Origin of the sequence: Actinoplanes octamycinicus (genome assembly GCF_014205225.1) — a bacterium.
GTDB classification, from domain to species: Bacteria; Actinomycetota; Actinomycetes; order Mycobacteriales; family Micromonosporaceae; genus Actinoplanes; species Actinoplanes octamycinicus.
Genome location: NZ_JACHNB010000001.1, coordinates 132,159 through 148,294 on the forward strand (window position 1 = coordinate 132,159; position 16,136 = coordinate 148,294).

The window sequence follows — 16,136 nt, forward strand, 5'->3', positions numbered from 1 at the left end:
GCTCCCGAACCGCACCGAAGGGCAACCGCACTGCATCGACGAGTTACCTGACGGCAACGCGCCGCCGAGCCGATGGGAGGGGCCACTGGAAAGCAACTCCGTGAAGGGCTCCCCCTAACCATGTCTCTCGCCGGTCGCCGCGCTGCCATCCTGGCCTCTTCACTCCTCCTGTCCGTCCTCGCCCAGACCGGTGCGGCCGACGCCGCCACCCCCACGCCGGCCCCGGCGAAGAGCCCGGTCCCGGCGAAGACCCCGGCCCCGGCGCCGGCGAAGACGACCATGCCGGTCAAGACGACCGCACCGGCCCCGGTCAAGACCACCACGCCGGTGAAGACAACCGCGCCGGCGCCGGTCAAGACCACCACGCCGCCGAAGAGCGTCGCCAAGGACGCCACGCTGGCCACCCGCCTGGCCGCCGTCCAGGTGGCCAAGACGATCAACTACTACCCGTCGAACGCCGGCTGGTCGGCCATGTGGACCAGCTTCGACCCGGTCCGGATCGAGGCGGACCTGGCCCGGGCGAAGTCGCTGGGCGCCGACAACGTGCGGGTGATCGTCTTCCCGACCGCGTTCGGCTACCCCACCCCGAAGGCCGACTACGCCGCCAAGCTGAGCAAGTTCGTCAGCATCGCGGACGGGCAGGGGCTGACCGTCAAGCTCACCCTGTTCGACTGGTGGGCCGGTTACACCGACGCGACCGGGAGCGCCAAGTGGGCGAAGGCGGTGCTCACCCCGTACGCGACCGACCCGCGGGTGCTCTCCGTCGAGGTGCAGAACGAGTTCGACCCGACCGACGCGAAGGCGTCCGCCTGGGTCAAGAAGATCATCCCGAGCATCCGGGCGGCGGTGCCGGCCATGCCGCTGACCCTGTCCGTCTCCGGTACCACCGGCTCGAACGGCCTCACCCAGATCCGCACCGTGCTGGCCGCCTCCCCGCTCGACTACCTGGACTTCCACTTCTACGGCAACTCGGAGCGGGCGCTCGCCGAGATCACCAAGGCGCAGGCGGCGGCCGGCCCGTTCCCGATCGTGATCGGCGAGACCGGCCTGAGCACCGCCACCGGCACCGAGGGTGAGCAGGCGGTCTACCTGGCCCGGGTGTTCCAGGCGGCCCGGACGGCCGGCGTCGGCTCGGTCGCCCCGTGGACCCTGACCGACTTCAGCACCGGCGCGATCCCGGCCAACTCGGCGGTCTCGAAGATCCCGGCGCAGTACAAGTTCGGCCTGTTCCGGGCGGACGGCTCGGCGAAGGCCGCGGCCGCCGTGGTGCGGACCTACTGGTCCGGCGAGGCGATCACGAACAGCGTGCTGGACCTGGGCTTCGAGGCGACCGCCGGCAACTCGCCGTGGCGGCCCTACCTGGCCGAGGAGGGGGTCGCGGTGCGCGCCTCCGACGCCGCGCACAGCGGCGCCTGGTCGGCGAAGTTCAGCCGGACCACCCGCACCGACGGTGGCCTGCCGTCGGTCCGGATCGCCCCGATCACCCCGGTGCAGCCCGGCCAGAAGTGGCGGGCCGAGGCCTGGGCCAAGGGCCAGAACGCGACCGGGACCAACGAGATCGCGCTGAGCTGGTTCGACGCGAACGACCGGTGGCTGGGCCAGACCTCGTCGAAGCGGGTCGCGGCCGGCACCACCGGCTGGACCAAGCTGACCGTGAACGCGACCGCCCCGGCCGGGGCGGCCAGCGTCCAGCTTCACCTCAAGTCGGGCGACAACAAGGGCAGCGTCTGGTTCGACGACGTGACGCTCTCCTGACCCACCCCGATCCTCGCGAAGAGGCGCTCGTAGGCCTCCAGGGTCCGGTCCCACGAGGACGGGTCCGCGTGCCGCCGGCCGGTCAGGCCGGCGGCACCCGTGATGCCGGCGACGAGCGCGGCCGGTTCGCCCGGCGGGACGAAGACCGTGCCGGAGTACGGCCCGGCCGCCTCGACCAGCCCGCCCACCGAGGTGACCACCACCGGCAGCCCGTGGCTCATCGCGATGTGCAGCGGCCCGCTGGCCGAGCTCCGCCGGTACGGCAGCACCACCGCGTCAGCCGCCGCGAAGTACGCGTTCACCTCGGTGTCCGGCACATACCGGTTGACGAAGGTGATCCGGTCCCGGGCCGGCGACGCCGCGATCAGCTCGGCGGGCAGCGTCCAGCCCTCCCAGGTCTCCCCCACCACGGTCAGGTGGTATCCCGGGCCGAGCGCCGGGAACGCCTCGATCAGGTCCTCCAGGCCCTTGTACGGCCGGATCGTCCCGAAGTACAGCAGCCGCACCACCCCGTCCGGCCCGGGCACCCGCGCCGCCCCGGCCGCGTGGTGGTCGAACGGCCCGTGCAGCGCGATCTCGGCCGGCACCCCGTCCAGGTCGTACGCGGCGGCCAGCGCGTCGCGGTCGAACGCCGAGTGCACCACCACCCCGGAGGTCCGGCTCAGCAGCGGCCGGATCGCCGCCCGCACGTACCGGGCCGCCCACCGGTGCCGCAGCTCCCCGGTGTCCTGCACCTCGTGGAACTCGACCACCACCCGGATCCCGAGCCGGCGCGCCGCGGCCGCCAGCACCAGGTACGAGTGCAGCACCGCCCCGGTCCACCACTGCAGCACCAGCACGTCCGGCTGTCGTTCGCGGAGGAACGCGACGGCTCGCGCCAGGCTGGGCAGCGCCCACCAGTCGACGCCGTCGAAGACCGGGACGCTCTCGGCGTACCGTAAATCGCTCAATTCCTGCCCGACCCGAGCGCGCCCGGGGTAGAGGCGGGCCGGAAGCAGCCGCCGCATCAGGATCGCGCTGACCTCGAAGCGCTCCTCGAAGGCGTTGCTCAGCCGGCAGGTGTAATAGCTGATCCCGGACAGGAAGTGCCACCCCGATCCGGCGACCACCACCTTAAGACGCCGCGATGCAGGCACGGTAGACCTCCTCGATTCGGGGGACGACGCGCGCGGCGGTGAACTCCAGGCCGCGCCGCTGACCGGCCGCGCGCAGCCGCGCGGCCAGCTCCTGGTCGGTGAGCACCCGCAGCAGCGCGGCGTGCAGCGCGGCCACGTCGCCGGGCGGCACCAGCAGTCCGCTCTCGCCGTCCCGGACCACGTCGGTGAGCCCGCCGGCGGCCGAGGCGACCAGCGGCGCGCCGGCCAGCATCGCCTCCACCGCCACCTGGCCCATCCCCTCGTTCAGCGACGGGACGGCCCCGGCCGCCGCGCCCCGCCAGGCGGCCATCACCTCGGCGTGCGGCACGTCGTGCCGGATCAGCACGCCCGGCGGGGGCGGCGGGGTGTCGTCGCGGCGGGTGCCGAGGCAGACCAGGGCGGGCGCGGGCCGCGGGCCGGCCCATCCGGCGACCAGTTCCCGGTACGCGTCGAACAGCACATGGATGCCCTTGTGCGGCCCGAGCGCCCCGACGAAGAGCAGGTAGTCGCCGGTCGGCAGCCAGTCCGGGCGCGGGGTGTTCCGGGCCAGCTCGTCGAGGCCGTCCGGGACCAGGCTGGAGACCACCTGGACGGGCAGGTCACCGGGCAGCCGGGCCAGGTCCAGGGCGCGCGCCACCGAGCTGGAGATGGCGGTGAGCGCGTCGATGCCGCGGTGCCGCTGGGCGTGCAGCCCGGCCGTCAGGGCCGCCGAGCGGGGCCGGCCGTACTGCGCGGAGGCGCAGCTCACGCACCGGGACAGCCGGGGACCGGGGCACTGGCCGCCGTCCCGGGCGAAGGTCTTGCGGACGCAGGTCAGCCCGAAGTCGTGCGCGGTGTGCACGTGCGGGCGCCCCAGCCGGGACCGGCGCAGCGGCAGGTAGCTGTACATCAGCCAGTCGTGGCTGTGCACCACGTCGAAGTGCTCGGCGCGCAGCAGCCGGGCGATCGCGGCGGTGGCCAGCGGGTCCGGACACGTCGGGTGGAACGGCTTGTCCGGGTTCTCGTTCATCGCCGGGAGCAGCGTGTTCGCCACGCTGCGGACCCGGTGCACGCGCACCCCGTTGATCGTCTCGTGGCCCGGCGCGGCCGGCGTCGCCAGCGTGAGCACGGTGACCTCGTGGCCGCGCCGGACCAGCTCCTCGCTGCTGGTCGCGATGCTGCGCTCCAGGCCACCGATCACCGGGGCGTACAGATTGGACAGATGCAGGATCTTCATTTCTTGGCAGCCCTCTCCCGTGCGAAACAGGCAGCACCCACGAGCAGCGCCCCCGCCGACTGCCCGGCCAGCCAGGCGACGCCCGCGCCGGTCACCCCGGCGCCGGGCAGCAGCAGCCAGGTCAGCGCCAGGCAGGAGACCGCGCGGACCAGGTTGAGCCGGCGGCAGAGCCGGAACTCGCCGCGCGAGCGCCAGTGCGCGACGGCCAGGTTGGTGACCGCGTCCGGGAGCGCGGCCAGCACCAAAATCTGCAGCAGCAGGCCGCCCTCGGCCGCGTAGCCGGCGCTGAACAGCCCGAGGATCCGGTCGCCGGCCACGAACAGCACCCCGGCCGGGACGCCGACCATGGCGAGCACCACGAGAGCGGCCCGGCGCAGCCCGGCCCGGGCCGCGTTGGTGCGTTCCGCGTAGAGCGCCGAGGCGACCGCCGGCGACACCATGAACAGCATCGACGCGGTCATCCAGGCCAGGTAGAAGTGCGCGGTGGCGCCGGCCCCGAGCCGCGCGGTGACCAACACCGGCAGCAGCGCCGCCGGACCGGCCTGGGTCAGGTTGATCAGGTGGTGCCCGGTCAGTGCGGTCCGCAGATGCGGCAGCTCGGCGCCCAGGCCGCTGAGCCGGGGACGGGCGCCGGGCCGCAGCCGGCCCAGCCCGGAACTCAGCGTCAGGGCGCTGACCAGCAAGATCGGCAGCGTCCAGGAGAGCACCACGGCGCCGGCTGAGTGCACCCCCACGGCGAGCAGCGCGGCGAGCGCACCGATCTTCCCCACGGCGAGGACCAGGTTGCGTACGAACATCCCGTGCCCGGCGCGGTGGGCCACATAGACGTTGTCGAGCAGGGTGGTCGCGGTGACCGCGGTGGCCGCGCAGACCAGCGCCGCGGCGCCGAGCGGGTGGGCCAGGAAGCCGAAGTTCGCCGCCGCCATCGGGACCAGCACCGCACCGGCCGTGGCGACCGCCGCGGTGGCCGCGCAGCCGGCCAGCAGGCCGCCGCCGACGATCCGGGACCAGACGTCCGGGGCGCTGCCCGGCAGCCGCTGGATGAACATGTGCCCGGCGCCCAGGTTGGCGAGCATGCTGATCGCGGTGGCCGCCGAGATCAGCGCGGTGGCCGTGCCGATCTGCGGCTGCGGGACGACCCGCGCGGCGAGCATCCAGTAGAGGTAGCCGAGCCCGCCGTTGGCCACCGTGGTCGCCATGATCAACAGGCTGTTCCGGGCCAGCGAGTCGTCCAGCACCCGCCGGGTCGCGGTGATCAGCACGCCGCCCGCCCCCGGACCGCGGCGCCGGCCTGAGCGGCCTGTCCCCGGCCCGCCGCACCCGATTGGGCGGCCTGTCCCCGGACTTCCGCGCCGGACCGGGCGGCCTGTCCCTGGACTTCCGCGCCGGACCGGGCGTAGAACACGGTGCCCGCCCCGCCCACGCTGATCCCGACCGGCCGCAGGCAGCCGTCGGCCGGCAGGGCCGGCACCTGCACGCTGAGCGCGTAGACCTTTCCGGTCACCACGGTCACCTGCCGGGACGCGACGAGGGCCCCGCCGATCCGCAGCCGCAGCCACTGGGTGGTGGTCGGAAGACCGGAATTGGTCACCCGTACCGGCACCGTGAGGCCGCCCGCCGGGACCGCCACCGGGGTGCGGATCCCGGCCGCCCAGCCGTTCAGCGCCACAGTGAGATAGCCGGGCAGCTCGGGCCGCGCGCCCCGCTCCACGGCCCGGATCGCCACCCCGCCGACGGCCAGTGCCAGCAGGACCGGCAGCAGCAGCGCCGCCGCGGTCCGGGTCGCCGGCCGCGCCCGCCACCCGAGGTCGCCGCCCGGCCGCTGCTCCGGCAGGCCGGGCCGAGCCGAGCGGCGCAGCAGCGCGACCAGGGCCAGCGCGGTGGCCAGCAGCGCGGCACCGACGATCAGCGACGCCGGGCGGACCGGCACCCCGAGCGGATGCAGCAGCAGCGCCACCGCGGGCAGGGTGAGCAGCCCGGAGAGCACCACCAGGCCGGTCCGGAGCACCGGGATCCCGGCCTCGGCCGGCGGCCCGGTCACCGCGCGCACCCACAGCTCACCGATGGCGAGCAGGGCGAGCAGACCGGCCGGCAGCAGGATCGGCCACGGCAGTCCGGCGGCCGGGATCAAGATCGACAAGCTGGCGTACGCCACGACGAGCGGCCGCAGGATCGGTTTCATCAGTTCCCCTCGCGCCTCGGCAGCGGCTGCCCGCCGTCGGCCGGTCGCGGCGCCGGCTGGCCATGGGCCGGTTGCGGACCCGGCTGGCCTTGCGCCGGTTGCGGACCCGGCTGGCCTTGCGCCGGTCGGCCTTGCGCCGGTCGGCCTTGCGCCGGTTGTGACGCCGGCTGGCACGTGGGGGTGCCTCGGCCGGTCGGGGACACCCCGGGGCACCAGCCGGCGGCCGTGACCCGGTCTAGGCTGCCGAAGTCGAAGCGATAGATCGCCAGATGCGGCCCGTCGTAGATTTTGATCAGCCACGGCAGGCTGTCGAACTTGGTCAGCTGCGCCCGATCGAAGGCGGGCACGCCGTCGTGGCGCAGCGGCTCGTTCGTCTCGAAGTAGATGTTGATGTCCGGCACCTGCTCGGCCATCCGCCGGTCCACCACCAGGAACTCGAACCGCCACGCCCGCAGCTGGGCCAGCAACGCCGGCGGCATCGGCTGCCCGGGCCGCACGCGGTACAGGTCGTAGGCCGGGAAGCTGGCCGAGCCGGTGGTCGGCTGCTGCTCGCCGTAGGAGCCGAGGATCAGCCCGGAGTAGCGGTCGGCGACCAGCCGGACGCCACGCCCCTGGGTGTCGCGCAACCAGTGCGCGGCGGCCAGCACCTCCGGGGTGGCGGCCCGGGTGTCCGAGCCGTAGACCGGCGGCCCCGGGAACCGGTAGGACGGGTTCATCCCGGCGGCGTTGTTGCCGACCAGCAGCAGCGCGCAGACCGCGAGCAGTGCCCCGCCCGCGACGATTGCTCCCAGCCGGCCTTCAGCGCGGTCACTGCCGATCGATTCAAGGTGGTCGCTGTCGGATCGCCGGCCCGTCATCCACATCAGAGCGTTGTCCACAGTCCAGCCCCGGGAGATCCCGTCTCCGCGCCACACTGTCTTCGGGGAGGCTCCCCCTGGGTGGGCGGGGACTGGCGAGTGGCCGGCGGAGTCAAGGCGGGCATCGGCCCGGCCGACGGAGTCAACGCGAGCATCGGCCCGCCCGGCGAAGTCCGCGCGAGCATCGGCCCGCCCGGCGAGGTCCGCGCGAGCATCGGCCCGGCCGACCGAGTCAACGCGGGCATCGGCCCGGCCAGCGAAGTCCGCGCGAGCATTGGCCCGCCCGGCGGGATCAGCGGCGCGGCGAGGCATCCGGGACACCGCGGCCAGCCGGCCGAGCCTGATCTGGCGCGACTTGTCGAGCACGGCCACCACGACCGGAGCCACCGCGACCGCCAGCCCCAGGTAGCTGAACGCCCACGAGCGCCGGGCACCCTCCGCCCCGGCCGGGGTCAGGATGAGCAGGGTGGCCGGGAAGTAGAGGGCGCCGAGCAGCAGCATCGCGGTGGTGCCGGTCCGGGTCAGCGGCTCGTCGGTGTACCGGCGGCGCCACCACAGGCCGGCCGCGCCGGCGAAGGCGAGCAGGGCGACGCCGGGGGCGACGTACGCCGCGGTCTGCTCCCACCAGGGCAGCACCGACTTGCTGAACAGTTCCCGGCCGCCCTCCTCGCCGCCGGCCAGCCCGCTGAACTGGTCCAGCGCCCGGCCCAGGTACGGGTCCAGGTAGCTGCCGGTGCGCGGGGCCACCACGCCCAGCCAGGTGGCCACGATCAGCGCGGTGCCGGAGGTCAGCGCCCAGGCCACCCGGGCCGCGGTGATCAGCTCCCGGGCCGCGATCGAGTGGACCGTGGCGGCCAGCGCGAGCAGCCCGAGCACCCCGGTCATCCAGAGCGCGGTGAGGTGGTGCGTGGCGGTGGTGGCGGCGGCCAGCAGCAGGGTGAGCGCGGCCCAGCCGAGCCGGGCCGGGACGGTCCCGGCGTGCATCGCGCGCAGCGCCGCGGCGAGCGCCCAGACCAGGACGGCGATGGCCAGCGACTCGTAGCCGAGCTGGGTGTCGAAGAACAGGAACGAGCTGTTCAGGCTGTAACCCAGGGCGGCCGCCGCGGCGATCCGCGGGTCCGGCCAGAGCTGGCCGGCCAGCACCGCGACGCCGAGGGTGAGCAGCACGTGCGCGGTGGTCAGCACGATCAGCGCGGCCTGCCAGATGCTCAGGCCGGTGAGCGCGGCCAGTGACGCGACGCAGGCGTGCAGGCCGGGGTAGTCACCGATCACCCGGACGATCGGGTTCATCGCGAAGAGCCGGCCGTCGAGCAGGATCTCGTGGCTCTGGCCCCAGTGCGCGTACTCGTCGTGGTAGAGCGGGCCGCTCGGGTGCCGGAGCAGCTTCGGCAGGTAGGTGAAGGCGGCGTAGCCGACCAGCACGGCCAGCCGCAGCCGCGGTGAGGCGGAGCGGCGCAGCGCCCAGTAGCCGACCGGCAGCGTGAAGATCAGCATGCCGGCCCAGAACCAGTCGAACTGCCCGCCGCTGCCCCACTCGGCCCGCCGGTAGGCGATCACGATCGCGGCCGCGCCGGCCGCCCCGGCCAGCGTCAGCGTGCCCGCGCACCAGGCCGCCTCGGCCCGCCCGCGGCGCGGGCCGGCCGGCCGGGCCCCGGTGCGTCCCGGCGCCGGCCGGGCGGTGACCGCGCTCACCGGCCTCCGGCTCCCGCGCCGGCGGGCAACGGGATCCCGGTGAGCGCCGAGTACACGTCACGGGTGGCGGTGACCACGTCGGCCCAGGTGGGCAGGGGCGCCGGGGTGGCCGAGCGACCGGCCGCGACGGCGTCGCGCAGCGCGCCGGCCAGCGCCTCGGTGTCCTCCGGATCGGTCAGTCGCAGCCAGGCCGTGCTGCCGGCCAGCCCGGCCAGCTCCTGGTGGGCCGGAATCGGCGCGGCGACGGTCGGGATGCCGGCGGCGAGCGCGTCGGCCACGGTCATCCCGAACGCCTCGTGCGCCGAGGCGGAGACCGCCGCCGAGGTGCGGGCCAGGCAGCCGGCGAACGCGGCGTCGTCGAGCCGGCCGTGGAAGTCCACCCGGCCGGCCACCCCGAGGCGGCCGGCCAGCTGCTTGAGCGCCGACCGGGCCGGGCCGTCGCCGACCACGTCCAGCCGGTACGCCGGGCCGAGCGGGACCATCGCCCGGATCACCCGGTCCACCCGCTTGTAGTGTTCGAGCCGGCCGACGCAGAGGATGCCGCGAACCCCGGCCCGCCGGCCGGGCACCACCGGGCGCGGGTCGGTCCCGTTCGGGATCACCGCGATCCGGCCGGCCGTCTCCGGGAAGTCCCGCAGCACCAGGTCCCGCTCGGCACCGGTGACGCAGACGATCCGGCCGGCCCGGCTCATGATCCGCCGCCCGAACGGCCGGTACATCGGGTGCAGCGCGGCACGCAGCCGGGTGTGCCCGGTCCCGTGGTAGTGCGGCGTGAAGACCAGCGGGGTGCGGTGCCGGCCGAGCGACGCGCCCAGCGACACCAGCGCGTGGTAGCTGTGCGTGTGCAGCACGTCGTAGTCCCCGCCGTGCCGGCGCAGCCAGCGCCAGAGCGGCATCGACACCCGGTAGTCGCGGGCCGGCACGGTCAGCGGGAAGCGCCGGACCAGCACGCCGTCCACGGTCGCGGTGGACCGGGCGGCGTGCTGGGTGAGCACCTCGACGTCGTCGCCGGCCGCGGCCAGCCCGGCGCACAGGCGCCGGACGTGCGTCTCCACCCCGCCGATGTCCGGGTGGTAGGCGTTGCAGACGACGCCGATCCTCATCGGGCGGCCTGTCCGGCGACCTGCCGGGCCGCCCGCTTGCGGCCGCGCGGCCACTCCCGCGCGATGGTGCGCAGCACCCGGATCCCGTCGGTGAACGCGTTCAGGTTGCTCACCCCGTGGATCCGGTCGTGCTCGAAGCTGGTCACCTCCTCGATGACCAGGCGGGCCCGGGCGGCGCGCAGGTTGAGCAGGGTCTCGATCTCGAAACCGTCGCCCCACAGCCGGCCGTCCGCGCCGGCCGGGGCGGGCGAGGTGCTGTCCAGGTCGAAGACGTCCAGATGACACGACCAGAACGCGTTGTAGCCGTAGCAGAGGTCGCTGTACTTCGTACCGAAAAGGACATTGACCAGCAGGCTCAGCATCCGGTTGCCGGCCCGGCGCAGCCGGGTGATGTCGGCGCTGCCGCCACCGGGACGGAACCGCGAACCCTTGGCGAAGTCGGCGCCGCCGCGCAGCGCGGCGATGAAGCTCGGGATCTCGCCCGGGTCGGTCGAGCCGTCGGCGTCGATCATCACGATGATGTCCCCGGTGCACGCCGCGAATCCGCAGGCCAGGGCGTTGCCCTTGCCGCGGCGGTTCTGGGTGACGACGCGGATGTCCGGGCGCAGCTGGCGGGCGACCGCCACGGTGTCGTCGGTGGAGCCGCCGTCGACCAGGATCACCTCGTCCACCTGGGGCAGCCGGGCGAAGACGTGCGGCAGGTTGCGGGCCTCGTTGAGCGCCGGAACCACGACGCTGACGATCGGCTCCGGATCGGGTTCCGGGTCGGGTCGGGCCGGTGGCTCGACGGTGGTCTGTTCGGTGCCGGTCTCGGTGGGGAGCACACGGTCGACCGTGGGCATGTGGTGTCTCCGATCGGGCAGGGTGGAGGCGGCCTGACAGGCCGGGCGCATGGGTACGGAATGGGTGACGACGGGCGGCCGAGACGCCGCCCCGGGAGGGGGTCAGCCGGTGCCGTGAGCGGCGCCGGCAAGGACGGTCACGCCGTGGGCGCGTCGACCGTCCAGTCGTAGACGTCCTGGTGGGAGACCCGGTCGCCGGTGGCACCGGTGAAGCCGAGCCAGCCCCCGGAGACACCCGCCCAGTGCGCGAGGTCGACCTTCTCGTCGAGCATCAGCCGCTCCCGGGCGTGCTTGTGGAGTGCGCGGACGTGCACCCGCAGCCGCTGGTCGCCGGCGTCGTAGCCGATCCGGGCCAGGAACGGCTTGCCGTACAGCGGGATCGGGGCCGCGATGGACCGGTGGTGCCGGTCCGGGTTGCCGCCGAGTACCACGGCCAGGTGGTTGCTGCTCGGGTCGGCGGTGTTCTGGTAGGTGTCGAACTCGACCGCGACGCTCTTCCGGATGCCGCGGTAGCCGAGGCCGCCGCCCCAGCCGCCGAGCGCGCGCGGCCCGTGGCCCTGGGCGAGGAACGCGATGCCGTCCGCGCCGGGCCGGTTGTGGTGCAGGAACGCCTTGAACGACGTGCGGAACGACCGGTTCAGGCCGACCTTCTCGGTGGACCAGGCCGAGCCGGTCTGCTTGTAGCCGCCGGTGGTCAGCTGGATGACCCGTTTGCCGGTGCTGGTCCGGGTGATCATGGCGGCGGTGCCGTTGAGCTCCAGGTGTGTCCCGGAGCCGTCGGTGATCGGGTGACTCTCGTGGAGGGCGCGAGGTGCGGCGACCGCGCCCGCGGCGGGCGCGGCGGCGACTATGGACAGGACGGCGGCGGCCAGTCGGCCACCCCGCGCCAGTCTCGACGTACGAGAGAGACGCACTACATGCTCCATTTCAGTCGATTTGCCCGACTAAGACCTGGCCTAAGGTAGGGCAGACTCCGGAGCCGCGTGAGCGAGTCCTGGTTATTTACCCAAGACGGTCCCCCGGTCGTGACCGGCCCGGCCCGCCACCGCACCGCGACGACCCGCCCCGCCCGACCCGATTTCCGCAATTCCACAAAGACGTGCGTCGAATTCAGCGACGGCCCCGAATGTGGACCGCCACCGATCCGGGAAAATCTGGGCGGTCGCGCCGCCGTGTCGCGGGCCGTTTACTCTGCGCTGCGGGTGTGGTTGCATTAGAGCAGGTCAGCGAAATCTGGCGCGATCTCGTTGAACCCTCGGCATCATCCGTTCGGAGGATGCCCGGGGTTCACCACCCCGCCGCTGTTTTTCTTTAAGTTTCGGTCGCGGAAACCTTAAATAATGTTCCGGAATTGATTTCTGTGAGAGCTGCTCCTAACGTCTGCTCGTCGGCGCCACACAATGGCGAACGCCACATCACCGAAGGGCACGTCATGGGAAGCTCGGGTCACCGTCGTTCCGGTCTCGCAGTCGCGGGCTCGGGGCGTACCCGACTGCTGGCCGCCGGGGCCTTGGTCGTCGCCGTGGGCGGCGCGATCGGATTCACCCAGCTGTCGCGCGCCGACGAGACGCCGTCGACGAAGGCCGCCAGCGAGAGCGGCGCCGGCAAGATCGTCAATGGCCAGAAGATCCTCACCGACACCTGCATCGACAGCCGGCTCACCGCGCACGACGGCTTCCAGAAAGGTGACCGCTGCGTCTCCACCGAGTTCGGTGAGGTGGCCTCGGCCGCCAACAACGCGGCGCTGCTGATCACCGAGTCGCCGCGCCAGGTCGCGCCGAACACGCCGTTCACCCTCAAGGTGAGCACCCGGAACCTGATCCGCGACCGGTTCCTCGCGGCCGGCAAGGGCGGGTACTACGTCGAGTCGAGCGTCCTGCAGAACGGCATCGTGCGCGGCCACTTCCACACCGCGTGCCGGATGCTGGACAGCACCCGGGAGGCGCCCAACCCGGAGCCGGTGCCGGCGTTCTTCGTCGCCACCGAGGACCAGAAGGGCGGGCGGGCGCCGGACACGGTGACCATCCAGGTCCCGGGGATGCCGGCCGAGGGCACCGCGCAGTGCGCGTCCTGGGCCGGTGACGGCTCGCACCGCACGCCGATGATGGAGCGGGCCAACCAGACGCCGGCCATCGACGCCGTGCGGATCACGGTGCGCGCCGCGGCCGGCGGCAACCAGGGCGGCGGCAACCAGGGCGGCGGCAACCAGGGCGGCAACCAGGGCGGCGGCGACCAGAACAACGGCGGCAACCAGAACAACGGCGGGAACACCGGTGGCAACAACACGGGTGGCAACACCGGCGGCAACACCGGGGGAAACAACACCGGCGGCAACACCGGGGGAAACAACACCGGCGGCAACAACACGGGTGGCAACAACAACACCGGCGGGAACAACACCGGCGGTCAGGCGACCGCCACCCCGCGGGTGACCACCAAGACCACCGTCTCGCCGGGCGCCACCAAGAACAACAACGGTGCGGGCACCGGCGGCAACACCGACCAGGAGACGACCGGCACGACGAAGACCACCACCGAGCCGGCCGCGTCCCCGACCGCCACCACCAAGGCGCCGACCACCAAGTCGACGAAGTCCACCAGCGGCAACTCCACCACGTCGAATTCGGACACCGAGGCCGATGAGCCGGCGGAGACCACGGCGCCGGCCACCAAGAAGCCGAAGCCGCAGGTGACCGAGAGCGAAGAGGCGCCCGCGGCGGACTACGGCGTGGACGGCGGCGCGCCCGACCAGGCAGCGCCGGCCAGCACCTCGGACGACGTGCAGCTCGCCGACCCGCCGGCCGGCGGCGGCGAGAAGGGCGGCCCGCTCACCCTGCTGAGCGAGCACCCGGCGTGGTTCGGCGGCGGCGCGGTCGTGGTGCTGCTCGCGGTGATCGGATTCTCCTTCGCCCGGTCCCGGCCGCGGCGGTACTAGAGCCTTTCAGCTCCGGCGGTGTCCCGGGCGGGCGCGAACTCCTCCGCGCCGCTCGGGACACCGCATTTTTTCGGTACGCCGGGCGCGCGCTCCGGTCGTACCGAAAAGCGTCTCTGCCGTTTGTGATCGTGGGATGCGTCCCGCGCATCCGAGGAATGCGTGCGCGGGTCGGCTGATCGCGGAGAATAAGGGTAGCCTTACCAGCCGATGATCCGGTGACCGGCAGTGAGGTGCGAAACATGTCGAACAGACCGGCGCGGCCCGCGCATGTTGGCGTGGTGACGCGGGTGGAGCAGCTCACCCCGCACATGGTGCGGGTGGTGGTCGGTGGCGAGGCGATCGCCCGGATCGACGCCAGCCGCTGCACCGACCACTACATCAAGGTGATCTTCCCGCAGCCCGGCGTCGACTATCCGGAGCCCTTCGACATGGGCGAGATCCGGGAGACGCTGCCGCGGGAGAGCTGGCCGGTGGTGCGGACCTACACGGTGCGCAAGTGGCTGCCCGAGGCCGCCGAGATGTGGGTGGACTTCGTGGTGCACGGCGACGCCGGCATCGCCGGGCCGTGGGCGGCGCGGGCCCGGGTCGGCGAGCCGTTCCGGTTCATGGGCCCGGGCGGTGGCTACTCGCCGGACGCCGACGCCGACTGGCACCTGCTGGCCGGTGACGAGAGCGCGCTGCCGGCGATCGGTGCCGCCCTGGCCGGCATGCCGGAGGGCGCGCCGGTGCGGGCGTTCATCGAGGTCGACGGGCCGGACGAGGAGCAGAAGCTGGAGTCCCCCGGCGCCGCCGAGATCGTCTGGCTGCACCGCGGCGACCGGCCGGTGGGCGCCGCCCTGGTCGAGGCGGTGCGCGGGCTGGACTTCCCGGCCGGGCGGGTGCAAGCGTTCGTGCACGGCGAGGCCGCGTTCGTCAAGGAGCTGCGCGGGCACCTGCGGCTGGACCGCGGCCTGAGCATGGACCAGCTGTCCATCTCCGGCTACTGGCGGCGCGGGCTGAACGAGGACGGCTGGCAGTCCAGCAAGCGGGAGTGGAACGCGCAGGTCGAGCAGGAACAGGAGCGGGCCGCCCCGGCCACCGCGGGGTAAGGACCGAAGCCCGGGTGAGGCCTTCGTCTCATCCGGCGTTCCCGCAGGTCTCCGGTCCACCGCCGTCGGACGATGATGGTGCTGTGGCAGTGCTCGACGAACAACCGACCCGGTCCCGTCGCGGGCGGGCCTTCGCCCTCGTGGCGCTGGTCCTCGCGGCGGTGAACCTGCGGCTCGCGGTGACCAGCGTGGGCCCGGTGCTCACCGAGATCCGCGACGGGCTCGGCATGAGCTCGACGGTGGCCGGGTTGCTGACCTCGGTGCCGGTGGTCTGCTTCGCCTCGGTCGGGCTGCTGGCGCCCCGCCTGGCCCGCCGGCTGGGCGCCGCCCCGGTGATCGCCGGCGGCATGCTGCTGCTCGTCGCCGGGCTGGCCGCCCGCCCGTTCGCGCCCGGCTCGGCACTGTTCCTGCTGCTGAGCGCGGTCGCACTGGCCGGCATCGCGCTGGTCAACGTGCTGCTGCCGTCGGTCGTCAAGGACCACTTCCCGACCCAGGTCGGCACCGTCACCGGGCTCTACTCGGTCGCACTGAACCTCGGGGCGACCGCGGCGGCCGCCGCCACCGTGCCGCTGACCAGCAGCTTCGGCGACTGGCGGCTGGGGCTGGGCTGCTGGGCGCTGGCCGCCTTGATCGCGCTGCCGCCGTGGCTGCTGATGGCCCGGGAGCGCTCCGCGACCCCGGCGCCGGATGCCAGCACGCCGCCGGTGCGGGTCAGCCGGCAGCCGGTGGCCTGGGCGCTGGCCGTCTACTTCGGGATGCAGTCCACCTCGGCGTACGTGATCATCGGCTGGCTGCCGCAGATCTACCGGGACGCCGGGCTCTCCGCGGAGCTGGCCGGGGTTCTCTTCGCGACCACCTCGCTGCTAGGGGTGCCGCTCGGGATGGCGCTGTCGGCGGTGGCCGGAAAAGTGCGGTCGCAGAGCGGTATTGCTGTTGCTTTGGGGCTTTTTGGAATTGCTGGTTATTCCGGCCTATGGGCCGATCCGGCCGCCGCGCCGTGGCTCTGGGCCATTCTGCTGGGCATCGTGAACACGGCTTTCCCGCTCGTTCTGACGATGATCGCGCTGCGCGGCCGGACGCCGGCCACGGTGGTCAGGCTGTCCGCGTTCGCGCAGGGTGTCGGCTATCTGATCGCCATCCCCGGCCCGATCCTCATCGGCGCGCTGCACGACGCGACCGGCGGCTGGCGGGCTCCGCTGGCGGTCATGGTGGCTTTGATGGTGCCGCAGATCACTGCGGGATTTTTCGCCGGCCGTAATCGCCAGATTTAGGTCTTGGCTCAGGTTCCGCGAAGCTGAATCGGCGGACCTCAAGGGCGTGCGCCGCTGGC

11 protein-coding genes and 1 pseudogene are annotated in these 16,136 nt (G+C 73.4%); 4 read left to right on the top strand and 8 right to left on the bottom strand.

Annotation, left to right across the window (positions count from 1 at the left end; genetic code table 11):
* The first annotated feature begins 120 nt into the window (after positions 1-120).
* Complete coding sequence (locus BJY16_RS00540) at positions 121-1,755, top strand: cellulase family glycosylhydrolase (RefSeq protein WP_185037175.1); 1,635 nt, start codon at positions 121-123, stop codon at positions 1,753-1,755.
* Here BJY16_RS00540 and BJY16_RS00545 read toward each other — a convergent pair.
* The 8 genes from BJY16_RS00545 to BJY16_RS00585 form a co-directional block, all read right to left on the bottom strand.
* Positions 1,695-2,891 (bottom strand): glycosyltransferase, encoded by a 1,197-nt coding sequence (locus BJY16_RS00545; protein ID WP_185037176.1) that lies wholly within the window; start codon positions 2,889-2,891, stop codon positions 1,695-1,697. The two genes, BJY16_RS00540 and BJY16_RS00545, sit on opposite strands and share 61 nt — an antisense overlap.
* Complete coding sequence (locus BJY16_RS00550; protein WP_185037177.1) at positions 2,869-4,107, bottom strand: glycosyltransferase family 4 protein; 1,239 nt, start codon at positions 4,105-4,107, stop codon at positions 2,869-2,871. Before BJY16_RS00550 ends, BJY16_RS00545 begins: the two co-directional genes overlap by 23 nt.
* A complete protein-coding gene (locus BJY16_RS00555) occupies positions 4,104-5,369 on the bottom strand; it encodes a lipopolysaccharide biosynthesis protein (RefSeq protein ID WP_185037178.1) in 1,266 nt (421 codons plus the stop codon). Before BJY16_RS00555 ends, BJY16_RS00550 begins: the two co-directional genes overlap by 4 nt.
* Positions 5,363-6,289: a hypothetical protein gene (locus BJY16_RS48225; RefSeq protein WP_185037179.1), complete on the bottom strand. Its 927-nt coding sequence runs from the start codon at positions 6,287-6,289 to the stop codon at positions 5,363-5,365. Before BJY16_RS48225 ends, BJY16_RS00555 begins: the two co-directional genes overlap by 7 nt.
* The gene (locus tag BJY16_RS46785) at positions 6,289-8,838 is read right to left on the bottom strand and encodes a hypothetical protein (RefSeq protein ID WP_239177992.1); all 2,550 of its coding nucleotides are present in this window, start codon (positions 8,836-8,838) and stop codon (positions 6,289-6,291) included. Before BJY16_RS46785 ends, BJY16_RS48225 begins: the two co-directional genes overlap by 1 nt.
* On the bottom strand, positions 8,835-9,941 hold the full coding sequence (locus BJY16_RS00575; protein ID WP_185037180.1) for a glycosyltransferase family 4 protein: 1,107 nt from the start codon (positions 9,939-9,941) through the stop codon (positions 8,835-8,837). Before BJY16_RS00575 ends, BJY16_RS46785 begins: the two co-directional genes overlap by 4 nt.
* Positions 9,938-10,783 (bottom strand): glycosyltransferase family 2 protein, encoded by an 846-nt coding sequence (locus BJY16_RS00580; RefSeq protein ID WP_185037181.1) that lies wholly within the window; start codon positions 10,781-10,783, stop codon positions 9,938-9,940. Before BJY16_RS00580 ends, BJY16_RS00575 begins: the two co-directional genes overlap by 4 nt.
* A 137-nt stretch (positions 10,784-10,920) precedes the next feature.
* Entirely contained in the window at positions 10,921-11,697 is a 777-nt protein-coding gene (locus BJY16_RS00585; RefSeq protein WP_185037182.1) for an L-type lectin-domain containing protein, read from the bottom strand.
* Positions 11,698-12,401: 704 nt separating this feature from the next.
* Between BJY16_RS00585 and BJY16_RS46790 the strand changes: the two are divergent.
* The 3 genes and pseudogenes from BJY16_RS46790 to BJY16_RS00600 all read left to right on the top strand — a co-directional run.
* Positions 12,402-12,941: pseudogene (locus tag BJY16_RS46790) on the top strand (hypothetical protein); the annotation flags it as partial.
* Positions 12,942-13,957: 1,016 nt separating this feature from the next.
* On the top strand, positions 13,958-14,806 hold the full coding sequence (locus tag BJY16_RS00595; protein WP_185037184.1) for a siderophore-interacting protein: 849 nt from the start codon (positions 13,958-13,960) through the stop codon (positions 14,804-14,806).
* An 83-nt stretch (positions 14,807-14,889) separates the two neighbouring features.
* Positions 14,890-16,077 carry a CynX/NimT family MFS transporter gene (locus tag BJY16_RS00600; protein WP_185037185.1) on the top strand — a complete coding sequence of 396 codons (1,188 nt, stop codon included), beginning with the start codon at positions 14,890-14,892 and terminating at the stop codon, positions 16,075-16,077.
* The last annotated feature ends 59 nt before the right edge of the window (positions 16,078-16,136 follow it).